This is a genomic window from Pseudomonas sp. B21-056, assembly GCF_026016325.1.
GTDB lineage: Bacteria > Pseudomonadota > Gammaproteobacteria > Pseudomonadales > Pseudomonadaceae > Aquipseudomonas.
Genome location: NZ_CP087203.1, coordinates 353653 through 366788, shown reverse-complemented (window position 1 = coordinate 366788; position 13136 = coordinate 353653). Strand labels below are relative to the sequence as shown.

General features: G+C 54.9%; 14 protein-coding genes and 2 tRNA genes. 13 read left to right on the top strand and 3 right to left on the bottom strand.

Annotated elements, in window-relative coordinates:
• Positions 1-77 precede the first annotated feature (77 nt).
• The 5 genes from LOY67_RS01630 (at position 78) to LOY67_RS01610 (ending at position 2967) form a co-directional block, all read left to right on the top strand.
• Positions 78-153: transfer RNA gene (locus tag LOY67_RS01630), tRNA-Phe, on the top strand.
• 125 nt (positions 154-278) lie between these two features.
• Positions 279-608, top strand: a complete 330-nt coding sequence (locus LOY67_RS01625) for a DHCW motif cupin fold protein (RefSeq protein WP_265065652.1) — start codon at positions 279-281, stop codon at positions 606-608.
• A gap of 66 nt (positions 609-674) precedes the next feature.
• On the top strand, positions 675-1082 hold the full coding sequence (locus LOY67_RS01620; RefSeq protein WP_265065651.1) for a hypothetical protein: 408 nt from the start codon (positions 675-677) through the stop codon (positions 1080-1082).
• Positions 1083-1323: 241 nt separating this feature from the next.
• Complete coding sequence (locus LOY67_RS01615) at positions 1324-2376, top strand: PDDEXK nuclease domain-containing protein (RefSeq protein ID WP_265065650.1); 1053 nt, start codon at positions 1324-1326, stop codon at positions 2374-2376.
• A 144-nt stretch (positions 2377-2520) separates the two neighbouring features.
• Entirely contained in the window at positions 2521-2967 is a 447-nt protein-coding gene (locus LOY67_RS01610; protein ID WP_265065649.1) for a hypothetical protein, read from the top strand.
• A 9-nt stretch (positions 2968-2976) separates the two neighbouring features.
• Here the strand turns inward: LOY67_RS01610 and LOY67_RS01605 are convergent, their stop codons facing one another.
• Positions 2977-3426, bottom strand: a complete 450-nt coding sequence (locus LOY67_RS01605) for a carboxypeptidase regulatory-like domain-containing protein (protein ID WP_265065648.1) — start codon at positions 3424-3426, stop codon at positions 2977-2979.
• 161 nt (positions 3427-3587) lie between these two features.
• Between LOY67_RS01605 and LOY67_RS01600 the strand changes: the two genes are divergently transcribed.
• The 7 genes from LOY67_RS01600 to LOY67_RS01570 all read left to right on the top strand — a co-directional run bounded on the left by LOY67_RS01600 (position 3588) and on the right by LOY67_RS01570 (position 8772).
• The gene (locus LOY67_RS01600; protein WP_265067852.1) at positions 3588-3782 is read left to right on the top strand and encodes a hypothetical protein; all 195 of its coding nucleotides are present in this window, start codon (positions 3588-3590) and stop codon (positions 3780-3782) included.
• Positions 3783-4044: 262 nt separating this feature from the next.
• A complete protein-coding gene (locus tag LOY67_RS01595) occupies positions 4045-4818 on the top strand; it encodes an ABC transporter ATP-binding protein (RefSeq protein ID WP_047699852.1) in 774 nt (257 codons plus the stop codon).
• Positions 4819-4831: 13 nt separating this feature from the next.
• Complete coding sequence (locus LOY67_RS01590; RefSeq protein WP_265065647.1) at positions 4832-5587, top strand: ABC transporter substrate-binding protein; 756 nt, start codon at positions 4832-4834, stop codon at positions 5585-5587.
• Positions 5588-5665: 78 nt separating this feature from the next.
• Positions 5666-6361: an ABC transporter permease gene (locus tag LOY67_RS01585; protein WP_265065646.1), complete on the top strand. Its 696-nt coding sequence runs from the start codon at positions 5666-5668 to the stop codon at positions 6359-6361.
• Complete coding sequence (locus LOY67_RS01580; RefSeq protein ID WP_265065645.1) at positions 6358-7047, top strand: ABC transporter permease; 690 nt, start codon at positions 6358-6360, stop codon at positions 7045-7047. The genes LOY67_RS01585 and LOY67_RS01580 overlap by 4 nt, the downstream gene beginning before the upstream one ends.
• On the top strand, positions 7028-8281 hold the full coding sequence (locus LOY67_RS01575; protein ID WP_265065644.1) for an SAM-dependent methyltransferase: 1254 nt from the start codon (positions 7028-7030) through the stop codon (positions 8279-8281). Before LOY67_RS01580 ends, LOY67_RS01575 begins: the two co-directional genes overlap by 20 nt.
• A 415-nt stretch (positions 8282-8696) precedes the next feature.
• Positions 8697-8772 (top strand) — tRNA-Thr (locus tag LOY67_RS01570).
• 181 nt (positions 8773-8953) lie between these two features.
• Here LOY67_RS01570 and LOY67_RS01565 read toward each other — a convergent pair.
• Positions 8954-9595 (bottom strand): BRCT domain-containing protein, encoded by a 642-nt coding sequence (locus LOY67_RS01565; protein ID WP_265065643.1) that lies wholly within the window; start codon positions 9593-9595, stop codon positions 8954-8956.
• Between the two features lie 161 nt (positions 9596-9756).
• Entirely contained in the window at positions 9757-11496 is a 1740-nt protein-coding gene (locus tag LOY67_RS01560) for a hypothetical protein (protein WP_265065642.1), read from the bottom strand.
• A 615-nt stretch (positions 11497-12111) separates the two neighbouring features.
• On the opposite strand from LOY67_RS01560, the gene LOY67_RS01555 reads away from it, so the two are divergent.
• Complete coding sequence (locus LOY67_RS01555) at positions 12112-13101, top strand: Abi family protein (protein ID WP_265065641.1); 990 nt, start codon at positions 12112-12114, stop codon at positions 13099-13101.
• Positions 13102-13136: the final 35 nt, after the last annotated feature.

Sequence of the window (13136 nt, the reverse complement as noted above, 5' to 3'; positions counted from 1 at the left end):
AAGCGACGGTAATAATTAAATATTTTTTGAAAACTTGCTTGACGCCCCCCTGAAAAACCCGTTTAATGCGCCCCGTTGCCCAGATAGCTCAGTCGGTAGAGCAGGGGATTGAAAATCCCCGTGTCGGCGGTTCGATTCCGTCTCTGGGCACCAAATACCGAAAACCCCGATCAAGAAATTGATCGGGGTTTTTTATTGCCTGGGGTTTCTTCCTCCGCCCCACCGACTCAGCTACATTCGCCCCTCGTTGTTCCCCCTTCCCCAGCAGAAGAGTCGTCATGGACATCACCGGCATCCCCTTTGGCACCACCGACTGGTCAACCATCGAACCCACCGAACACAAAGGCGTCACCGGAACGGCGTACTGGCGGACCCGGCAGTTCGGGAACATCCGGGTGCGGATGGTGGAATATACAGCGGGGTATCTGGCTGACCACTGGTGCACCAAGGGGCACATCCTGTTTTGCCTGAAGGGTGAACTGAACACCGAGCTGGAGGATGGACGGCACTTCGTGCTCAAGCCGGGCATGAGCTACCAGGTGGCCGACCAGGCCGAGCCCCATCGCTCTTCGACGTCCCTGGGTGCCACGTTGTTTGTGGTGGATTGAGGTTCGAAGCATTCGCCTTGAGGCTGTAGGATATACAGCCTCATTTTCACGTCAGGAATCCGGCCCATGGCATCGGCGAACAAACAGCAGAAACGTAACCAGCGCGCCAAGGCGAAAGCCAAGCAGAACCGCGTTCAACGTGCCGCTGCACCGAACGACTTCCTGGACCCGAACGAAGAGCGCATCGATCTGGAAACGGTGGACCTGTCCGACCTGTTCAACCTGATGCGCATCGCTGAAAAAACCAGCCAGCAGGCCATGTGCGCAGCCTTCCTCGGGCACCCACTGTTGGCACTGGTGCTGGAACAGGAAGGTGAAGAAGAAGCCACGGACTTCATCTTTACTGCCCTGATCGAATACCGTCGCATGACCACGGGTGCCGACGAGCAGACTGCGCTGGACTGGGTCGAAAGCCCTCAGTTCCAGGCTGATTACCTCGCGGCATCCCGGGAGTTGGCGCAAGCGCCTGATTGATCCCGCGCCATCCAGAAAGAGGCTGCCCGGCCGACCTGGGCAGCCTGCGGCAAAGCCTTCCCCGGCTGACACCTTCCTCGGACCGTTCCTACGGGTTCAGACACAACTGACTTAACCCCACCTCAAACCGATCCTGCATGGATCTGTCGCTTTTCATCCTGAGCAATCAGCCTCGTCCGGCATCATCAAAACTCCGACTGGAACATCCTTTTGGACCGCCCACCACCTCGGCTGATACTCGATGAGTCCATTGCTACCCCAAGACGATCCAACGCTCGCGCCGCTGATCAACGAACTCGGCGAACTGATCCAGCAGGCACGTCGCAAAGTGCTGCGTGCCGTTGATACCCTTCAAGTACAGACCTGCTGGCAGATCGGCCGGCATATTGTTGAATTCGAGCAGCGAGGAGCAGAGCGGGCGGCCTATGGGGCACGGCTGCTGCCGATTCTGGCGAAAACACTTACAACGAAGTTTGGGAAAGGGTTCGATGCCTCGAATCTGCGCTATATGCGGCTTTTTTATCAGGCATTTCCAATGTGTGACGCACTGCGTCACGAATTGAGCTGGACCCACTACCGCACGCTTCTACGCGTGGAAAACGATAACGCCCGTCATTGGTACATGAACGAAACCGCCACGCAGAACTGGTCCACCCGCGCCCTGGAACGCCAGATCGGTACCCTCTACTACGAGCGCCTGCTGACCAGCCGCGACCGCTGCGCAGTGAAGCAGGAGGCCTCAGACAATCTGAAGAATTACGATCTCGGCCCAAGGGATATCGTCAGGGATCCGGTCGTTCTGGAGTTCCTCGGTCTGCCCAACGCCGGCCTCCTGCAGGAAACCGACCTGGAACAAGCCCTGATTGACCAACTACAGGGGTTTCTCCTCGAACTGGGCAAGGGCTTCGCCTTCGTTGCCCGCCAACAGCGCATCAGCACCGAGAGCAAGGACTTCTACCTCGACCTCGTCTTCTACAACTACCTGCTCAAGTGCTTTGTGATCGTCGACCTCAAGCGCGGCGAACTCAGCCACCAGGACATCGGCCAGATGGACATGTATGTCCGTCTCTACGATGACCTGAGACGCGGCCCGGATGACAAACCCACCGTCGGCATTATTCTTTGTGCGCAGAAGGACGAGGCGGTCGTGCGCTATTCCGTGTTGCAGGGCAACGAACAACTCTTCGCCAGCCAGTACCAACATGTACTCCCGACAGAAGAAGAACTGCGCAACGAGCTGGATCGTGAGCGGGCGCGGCTTGAACAATCGGGCACGGCGACTGAAGGCATTTGAACCCCTTACACCGATTCAGAGATGCGTTCCGAAGGCATTGTCCAAGCCCGAAGCGGTAAACTGCCCATCGAACAGACAACCGACCATGCCGTAAACGGCTTGAGCCGGGTATTGCCCACCTGACGAATTGGAAACCGAAGCCCGATGGCCTCACTGAATAAACAGCAGAAACGCGCCAAGCGCGCCAAGGACAAAGCCAAGCAGATCCGCATGACCGGGCGTAAATCCATCCCCATGTATGGCGACCCGGCCCACGCCACCGCGCAGCCGCCCGTCTACGTCCTGGAACTGTTCGCCAAACTGCGCGAAGCCGAGGCCGTCAGTCGAAGCGAACTGCTCGACACGCTGCTTGCTTCCCTGAGTGTGATGATCAGCGAACGTCCAGGCCTGCTGGACCTGAAGAACGCCGAGAACGAAAGCATGGCGGCGACCAACCTGGCCGCCGACATGCTGGTGGATTACCGCATGTGGGCCGACGACATGGACCGCGAAACAGCACAGCGCTGGCTCAGCACCCCGGAGTTCATCAAGGACTTCGGCGAAGCGCTGGACCGTTATCGCCAGTCGATGGAAGAGCCTGCCGGCGAATAAGCCGATCGGCTATTCGTCTCCGTTCCAATGAAAGACCAGATTGCGTGCGGCCCCGCGGCCTACGTCAGCGGTGTCGCGGCGCTCCTCGCCGTTGCGTGTCGCCATCACGGAGTACTTGCCCGGCGGCAGTTGCACATAAACCAGCGGCCCCGCCTCGTCCAGGGTCAGCAACGTTTGCCCTGACGCGTTATGGATCGTGACGTGGACATCCGGGATGTATTTGTTTTCAGCTCCGACGGCGAAGGTCATGTGCAGGTTGTAACCCTGAGCCTGCCCGATGGCCCGGGCTTCATCCTCGCCGATACCACCGGACAGGTAGGTGATGCCGTTTTGCTGTAGCGGCTGGACCTGTACTCCGGCGTTGTCTATTGGGACCAGTGAGGTGGCGCTGGACATGATGGGGAAGAGCAACGCGCCGAAGGTAATAGTGGACAGTAAAAAGCAATGAACAAGCTTCATGGTGAGTGCTCCCAGAGGCTGGAAAACAACTCCATATTGGTTCTCTTTCGATTCCGGCAGAGCCCCAATGTTTAGATCGATTGGAACTATTTATTACAGCGGAAAATAGGGAGGAAGGAGGGTGAGTCCACCAACTCAACGCATCATGAGGGAAAACTACAATGACGATGCCGAACGACGCAGAGGTATTCACTTTAGGCAAGGTAGGAAACACCACTCCAATCGACGAAATATGGGATAGCTGGTTCGATGGAAATGCTGTGACCGCAGACTTTATGACAGGCAGTGAACTGCCGTTCGATCAGGAACGTGAATCTTTCGGCTGCACGTCCACAGCAGCCCGTTCATCTCGTTAACCCTTCCACCCCCCGCCCAAAGCTGGCACCATCGCGCCTTTTTTTACGCGACTCCCCGGGACTTTCACCGGTAAGCAAGCTTCAAACGGCCGTTCGGTTGTTGATGGCGCGACAGTCTGCTGTGCCGATGCGACAAGCTGCCGCACATTGCCGGTTTACCACCCGTAGCGCTGTTGGCTGCCATTCGGACGCATGCTAGCTTGGCCGCCTCGCCAAGGAAGGCCGCCAACAGCAAGGGAGCACACAAACATGAGGACCGCACATGGCCCAGGCCACGCCCGCGCTTGAAATCCGCAACCTGCACAAACGCTACGGACAGCTGGAGGTGCTCAAAGGCGTCTCGCTGACCGCCCGCGACGGCGATGTGATCTCGATCCTGGGTTCCTCCGGTTCCGGCAAGTCCACGTTCCTGCGCTGCATCAACCTGCTGGAAAATCCCAATCAGGGCGAGATTCTGGTGGCCGGTGAAGCGCTCAAGCTCAAGGCCGCGAAAAACGGTGAACTGGTGGCCGCCGACGGCAAACAGATCAACCGCATGCGCAGTGAGATTGGTTTTGTGTTTCAAAACTTTAACCTCTGGCCGCACATGAGCGTGCTCGACAACATCACCGAGGCCCCGCGCCGGGTGCTCGGCCAGAGCAAGGCCGAAGCCGTCGAAGTAGCCGAAGCCTTACTGGCCAAGGTCGGCATCGCTGACAAGCGCCATGCCTATCCTGCCGAGCTGTCCGGCGGCCAGCAGCAACGCGCCGCCATCGCCCGTACGTTGGCGATGCAGCCCAAGGTGATCCTGTTCGACGAGCCCACCTCCGCCCTTGACCCGGAAATGGTCCAGGAAGTACTTAGTGTGATTCGCGCCCTGGCCGAAGAAGGTCGCACCATGCTGCTGGTGACCCATGAAATGGGTTTCGCCCGTCAGGTCTCCAGCGAAGTGGTGTTTCTCCATCAGGGCCTGGTCGAGGAACAAGGATCGCCACAGCAGGTCTTCGAAAACCCGCTTTCGGCGCGCTGCAAACAATTCATGTCCAGCAACCGCTAACGGAGCAGTACATATGCAGACTTACAAGAAATTCCTTTTGGTCGCTGCCGCCAGCCTGTTGTTCTCGGCCAACGCCATGTCCGACGAAAAGCTGAAGATGGGCATCGAAGCGGCGTACCCGCCGTTCAACAACAAGGACGCCAGCGGCCAGGTCGTCGGCTTCGACAAAGACATCGGCGATGCCCTGTGCGCCAAGATGAAACTCGAATGCGAAGTGGTCACGTCCGACTGGGACGGCATCATCCCGGCCCTGAACGCCAAGAAGTTCGATTTCCTGATTTCCTCTTTGTCGATCACCGAAGAGCGTAAGCAGGCCGTGGACTTCACCGACCCGTACTACTCCAACAAACTGCAATTCATCGCGCCGAAGAATGTCGAGTTCAAGACCGACAAGGCTTCGCTCAAAGGCAAGGTCATCGGTGCTCAACGCGCGACCCTGGCCGGCACCTGGCTGGAAGACGAACTGGGCAGCGATATCACTGCCAAGCTCTACGACACCCAGGAAAACGCCTACCTGGACCTGACCTCCGGCCGCGTCGACGCGATCCTGGCGGACAAATACGTGAACTACGACTGGCTGAAAACCGACGCCGGCCGTGCTTACGAATTCAAGGGCGACCCAGTGGTGGAAAGCGACAAGATCGGCATCGCCGTGCGCAAGGGTGACGACGAGCTGCGCAACAAGCTGAACGCCGCGCTGAAAGAAATCGTTGCCGACGGCACCTATAAGCGCATCAACGACAAGTACTTCCCGTTCAGCATCTATTGATGCGGACATGCCTGGTCGGCGCTGCAGCGATGCAGCGCCGACCTTTAGCAAAGCCTGCCGCGATATGAACACATACCCATGATGATCGACCTCTACGGATTCGGCCCGGCGCTTGCCGCCGGCGCACTGATGACCGTCAAACTGGCGCTCTCGGCCCTGTGCCTGGGACTGGTGCTCGGTCTGCTCGGAGCCCTGGCCAAGACTTCGGCCCACAAACCGCTGCAATGGCTGGGCGGCACCTATTCGACACTGGTCCGCGGCGTCCCGGAATTGCTCTGGGTGCTACTGATCTACTTTGGCACCATCAATCTGATGGGTGCCCTGGGTAAGTTCTTTGGCAACCCGGAGCTGGCCCTCGACCCCTTCTCTGCTGGCGTCATCGCCTTGGGCCTGTGCTTTGGCGCCTACGCCACGGAAGTGTTCCGTGGCGCGATCCTGGCGATCCCCAAAGGTCACCGCGAAGCCGGCGTGGCCCTGGGCCTGTCGAAATGGCGAATTTTCATCAAGTTGATCATGCCGCAGATGTGGCGCATCGCCCTGCCCGGCCTGGGCAACCTGTTCATGATCCTGATGAAAGATACGGCCCTGGTGTCAGTGATCGGTCTGGAAGAGATCATGCGCCACGCACAGATCGGCGTGACCGTGTCCAAGCAACCCTTCACTTTCTACATGGTGGCTGCGTTCATGTACCTGGGCCTGACGGTGCTCGCCATGACCGGCATGCACCTGCTGGAACGACGCGCCGCCCGCGGCTTTGCCAGGAGCACCCAATGAACTGGGAAGTCATCATCAAGTGGCTGCCGAAACTGACCCAAGGCGCGACCCTGACCCTGGAGCTGGTTGCCATCGCCGTGATCGCCGGCCTGTTGCTGGCGATTCCGCTGGGCATCGCCCTCTCCTCGCGCCTGTGGTACGTGCGGGCACTGCCCTACGCCTACATCTTCTTTTTCCGAGGCACGCCGCTACTGGTTCAGCTGTTCCTGGTCTATTACGGCCTGGCCCAATTCGACGCCGTACGCAGCAGCGCACTGTGGCCGTACCTGCGGGACCCGTTCTGGTGCGCCACTGCCACCATGACCCTGCACACCGCCGCCTACATCGCCGAGATCCTGCGCGGCGCGATCCAGGCCATTCCAAAAGGCGAGATCGAAGCCGCCCGAGCCCTGGGCATGTCACGGCCCAAGGCGCTGTTCTACATCATGCTGCCACGCGCCGCGCGCATCGGGCTGCCGGCCTACAGCAACGAAGTGATCCTGATGCTCAAGGCCAGCGCCCTGGCGAGCACCGTGACTTTGCTGGAACTCACCGGCATGGCCCGCACCATCATTGCCCGGACCTACCTGCCCGTGGAGATCTTTTTCGCGGCCGGCTTGTTCTACCTGTTGATCGCGTTCCTGCTGGTGCAAGGCTTCAAGCAGCTGGAGCGCTGGTTACGCGTCGATGCCTGCCAGGGACGCTGAAGCCGGCGTGTTGACGGGCGAAGCGTTGCTCGCCCGCTTCAGCGCATTGGATGGGTTTCTCACAGCGCACCAGGCGTTGTGGAAACCACGCCCATTTACCCACCTGCAACTGCCTTGGGAAGCGTCCTATCCGGAACTTGCCCAATGGCTACGTCGGCGTTCGCTGGAAGACGCGGAGAACGACCATCACCAGCCCTGGCTGATTGAACATGCGCCCGCGCCATTTCCGGAGCTGGCGGCACTGTCCCGTTCATTGAGCGCTGTCGCAGAATTACCGGGTAGACGACTCGAAACGCCAACCCAGCGCCTCAACGTCGATGTGCCTGGCCGCAAGTGGCAGCAGATCGAAGCCTTCGCCAGCCGCCTGCAATTCACCATCGAACCGAGCCACTGGCTCGACTGGTGCGCCGGCAAGGGCCACCTTGGCAGACGCTTGCTGCACAGTGACCAACAACTGACCTGCCTGGAATACGATCCAGCATTGGTCATCAACGGCCAACAACTCAGCCAGCGTCACCATCTGGCCGCCACGCACCTGCAACAAGACGTGATGGCACCGGAGGCAGCCCAGGCGATCCATGCCGAACACACACCGGTGGCCCTGCACGCTTGTGGTGACCTGCATGTTCGACTGATGCAACTGGCCAGCGCCGCCGGCTGCGCCCAACTGGCGATTGCACCCTGCTGCTATAACCGCATCAGCGCTGACCGTTATCAGCCGCTGTGCGACACCGCCCGAGGCTCCGCCCTACAGTTGTCCGTCGATGATCTCGGCCTGCCACTGACCGAAACCGTTACCGCCGGCGCTCGCGTGCGCAGACAGCGCGATCAATCCATGGCCCGGCGCCTGGGTTTCGACCTGCTGCAACGGCAAATACGAGGCCGTGACGACTACCTCCCCACTCCCTCGTTACCCACCGCTTGGCTGGAAAAATCCTTCGCTCAGTACTGCACCGATATGGCAACCCTGAAAGACTTATTCATCAGCGGCTCGCCGGATTGGGCCACTCTGGAAGCAGCAGGTCATCAACGCTTGGTCGAAGTGCGTAACCTGGAACTGGTACGCGGCCTTTTCCGACGGCCCCTGGAGCTTTGGCTGGCGCTGGATCGAGCCCTTTTCCTTACGGAAAAAGGCTACGACGTTCGTCTTGGCACTTTCTGCGAAACGCCCGTCACACCACGAAACCTGATGTTGCTGGCAGAGCGTTGCCGAGGTGAAACAGCCTGTGGATAACTCTGTTGATGGAATCTGCCGTGATCCAATAAATCCGCGTTTTCCTGGGCAAGTCACGACTGGTTATTTTTTGTTCATAAAATAAAAAAACCATTAAAACAGTCATTTGCAAACAAACGAGAAGGCTGTCACAAAATCGCAAGACGCCGCCCATCCAACCGTGCTCGTTGTGCATAAGCGCCCAAGCAAATGGACATAACGGTTGAAATCAGGGCAGTAATGCGCCAGCTATTACATCCCCGCCAGATGCCAAACAGCTCGAAGCCCAGCTACAGACATCGCGAACAGCGACACCGCCACGCCCTGCGAAAACCCCGAAAGCTCCTGCCCCGCACCCGACCTGCAGCCTCGGCAAAAATAGTCAGAATTCAGGGGTTTACAGAAATCCTCCAATCGCTATAATCGTCGCCCACACGCCGGTATAGCTCAGATGGTAGAGCAACTGACTTGTAATCAGTAGGTCCCGGGTTCGATTCCTGGTGCCGGCACCATACAAAACAAAGCCCTCGCAGAAATGCGGGGGCTTTGTTGTTTTTGGGGTGTCCACTTTTCGTCCACACGCGCAAACCCAATGTGGGAGCGAGCCTGCTCGCGATGAGGCCATCAAACTCAGCGACGATCGGCCAGCCAGAACAGCGCTGCTTTTTCTAGATCACAACCAATGAAGCAACCTCAACCAAATAGCATCTTTTGCCAATGATCCTCACCCACAATGGCAATCGAAGCACCCGCCTCCCGCAACTCCACAGCCTTTATGATCTTCGTTCCATAGGTACTGTGGCGCCACTGCTCATTACCCACGCTGCCGACCACCAGGTAATGCACCTTCTTACTCACCCCGCCCCCAATCAAACCGCCCCGCTCCTCGACCAATACCTGGCAATCTTTGCGCGGCCCAAAAGCCATGACGCCTGTAAATACAAATATCCGGCCATCCCATACCAAATCAGGGGCGGGTGAATTGAAGGGCAGGTCCGTTGGAGCAACGGCTACAGCTCCGCCGACCTTCGATCTCTCAATATCTACGCCAGAAAAACCACGCAGGATGTTAAGCAGCTCAAGCGATTCATCCGGGTCCAGAGCATCGTCCTGAAGCATGGATGCCAAACGCGAGTACAGCAGATTGATCACCGGGTCATTCAGATGGGCGAGGTTGGTTTCCAACCACTGCTTAAGAAAAATCGCTTCGTTGGTATTCACGACACCGTCCGCCGTGATCCCAGCGGCCAACCCCACCAAGGCATCGGCGGCGCGTCGATCAATGCGACTGCGGTGGAAGAATTTGCTGTTTTCGAACTCGTTGTGTAGGTCCATTACGGGGTTCCTTTGGGTGTGTGTTGGCTCGACACCGAAGCATCACTGACTTAGGAAATGTTGTATTAGAACGTAGCGCTCCTGTGCACGCCCCCTCATCTTTTGATCAGGAAAATAAATCTGTCCCCTTTTCTGAGCGTCGTACCAGTTGAAAAGACCGACTAGGTATTACAAAACAATTTAAACTTGGTATTATTTGAAGAACAAATACTGGACAAGTGGGACAGCAAAACATGCATTTTATTCCTAACACTTTTGTCCAGCCTAGCCTTGGATATTCCAGGCTGAACGATCCAACACTCGTTTTGAACTTGAATATCCGAAAGAGCAACCGTAATAAATTTCACAAGATTTTCAGGAGAGTTGCAACCAGAATTTAGATATATAGCATTATCAAAAAAACGCTGAGCCCGCTCCGTATGTGCGCTTGGAAAAAGATACCGAATATTCTTAATTAACTGCGAGGCCACCACCTGCAAATCATCAATACGAAGACCCTTTTGTGAACGCATTGAAAATTTCTCGTGCACTAAAATTAATCGATCTTTACATACCACTAGGTGGTCAGCAGCTTCATTCGCACCGTCATCTTTAATAATAGCTACAACACCAAACTTCTCTATCTGGTCATACAAATACAACTCAGTCTGTTCAGCGATACAAATTTTTGTTGCATCGTCAGGCGGAGAGGCTTCCTTGCGAATATCTACTTGACTCCAGTCTATATCTGTATATGAATCATTTTTAAACGGCGTAGTTAGCCGATTATCTTTCCAAAAAGAATGCTCGCGATAGGCATACCCTTCTTCAAATAAAATCGTGTAATTCTCTTCATTTAACAAATACTCTACAAAATCAAATCTTTTCTTACGTCTTAAGTTATTCTCATCATTTGCAATTATCACAGACGCGTTATTGGCTGGGCTAATGTAACTAATTTCGATGTGACTGTTAGATACTTTATCCACCCGAAACTCAATAAAGCTCTGCTCATTGCCAACACGAACGACCCCATTTCCAATAACAGAGCAACTCCACTCTCCCAAAATTGAATTATTGATTTCTAAAAGGACTACCCCCTTACTGGAGACTACATAATCTAGGTAAAATCCAAGCATTATTAGTGAGCCCGGATCTTGGACCTCAACTGGACTCACCAAAAAAGCTATGAAGTCTCCATCATTTTGCGCCGAAAGTGCCGCCTCTATATTTGAACACTGTGTACTAAACGAACGTACCCCATCAGTCCAAGTTCCCCAAAACTTCCTTTTCTTCGCCGAGCAACCAAAAACCTTGATATTTCCATTTTGATCTATTTGACTACCTAAACAATAGCTGAAGCTATAACCTGCGTCAAAGGAAGGTGTCAAAGAGAGCTTTGCGTTCTTACTAAAATAAGACTTTGCTTCTGCTGCGGTGCCGCCGGCGCCAAAGGTATTATTTATACCTAAGCTTTTTATTAGCAATTCAGACTCAGCAAGCGCCCTGAATATCTTTTTTATATCGACCTTAGATTGAGACCAGTCCTTATAAAAAATAGACTTTACAACCTCCTCAACCTTAGAATCGCTCGCATGTACGAAAACATGCTCATTTGAATCATCGATTAAAACTAATACGTTTTCGACATTCTCCAAATAAGCAACTTTATTTGGATCGATTTTTTGGGTTGCATCAAGCCATGATGGAAACTCTCTAAATGAGATCCATAATGCATAGACTTTATCGGTACTAGAATGCCATTTTATTACAGCATACTTCTTTTCTTTCTTTAGGCTTTCTACTCTTTTATATAAGGCTTCGCTAAATCGTCTTCTGCTATATGCATCTTTCGAAAAAACAAGAATCTGAAAGAAAGGGGAGATATTTTGAAGGGAAATAGGTGTAATGGGCTGATCCATCTGATTATCCCTAACCGGTGGGCAACTTTTGTGTTCTGATCAAGGATAGCACATAGCCATGAACGCGGAGTGCCAATCAGGTTCGCGGTGTCCAATAGCGGTCGCATGAAATCCGTCAAAGATTTGACTGCATAAATTATGAGGATTCACGGCTCAATGCTGGCACTGATCATTAATTATCTACAGTAAATTTCTAACTGAAGGGTAAGCTTTGAGGTAGTAAAAATTATCAGTGTAAATAAACTCTTTATTTACACTAGATTGAGCTTCAATTCGACTCCTGGTGCCCAAAACGAAGCCCTCGCAGAAATGCGGGGCTTTGTTGTTTCTGGCATTCAGAAAAATCCAAATGGTACAGCTCCGCTGCGTGAGAGCTGATGCCAGACTACGACGAAACCTGAAACATCGTCAGAATTGCAGCCTCTATCAGTGCCCAGCGAGCACTCCTCTCCCCGCCAAATCTGCCTGCTCCCGCCCCCGTTACAATTCCACTTCACCATGACGTTGACGACCTCCTCCAGCTACCTATAATGCCCCCCAACACACCCGCCAAGCCTAGGTTGACCCAGTCAGCAAGCTCAAATCGTGCGGGTTTTTTTGCCTGGAGAAAACTACATGAGGCCCTTCGACAAGCCGGCCCTCAGCGTAGAACAGCAATTGGAACTGCTAAAGCAACGAGGCCTGCACGTCGCCAACGACGATCGGGCCATGCGTTTTCTCGAAGTGGTCACGCTGTTTCGCCTGAGCCCCTATATGCGTCCCTTCCAGGAACCAGACCCTGAACACACCTTCAAGGCCGGTAGCACCCTGAAAGCGGTCGTCGACATCTACCGCTTCGATGGCTCATTGCGACGCATAACCATGGATGCCATCGAACGTGTCGAAGTCGCCATACGAGCGACTATCAGCAATCATATGTGCCCTAAGTATGGGTCTGACTGGATAGCTGACGCGTCAGTCTTCTACTCGTCATATCCGCATCCTGAGCTATTGCGCCCACTGCGGGAGCAATTGAATAAGGAGCGCAACAAACTCAGGCGTGATATCGAGCGCATAAAAAATGGCCGACAGGCCAATGGGCTCCAGCAACAGCGGATCGAAAACCGCATGCGCGATAACTATTTCCGATACTACGGAGCGACCTATGCCCACCCTGAGCTGCCGCCCGCTTGGGCGGTTCTGGAGGAGCTCAGCCTTGGGACAGTGTCCACCCTCTTCAATGCCATAGGCAGAAGTGCCGATAAGAAAGCTATCGCCGCCAGATTCAATCTGCCCTTCGATGTATTGGCCTCTTGGCTACACACGCTGACTTTCATTCGAAACTGCTGTGCCCATCACTCACGACTATGGAATCGAGAGCTCTCGATTCGACCAACCTTACCCAAGGAATGGGTCATCCCAAATGCATCTGCCGACAGGCCTCAGCCCAAGCAGCGGCTCTACATCGTGTTGACGATGCTGGCCTATCTTACCGACTTGGTCAGCCCGGACAGCCAATGGAAGCTTCGCCTGGCCAAAATCATGGATCGGCAGGAACCGGCTTATTTGAGACTCATGGGGTTTCCAGATGATTGGACACATCAGCAACAATGGTGCTTGGAATAGGGAAGCCAGAAATACGACCCCTGCACCCCACGCCG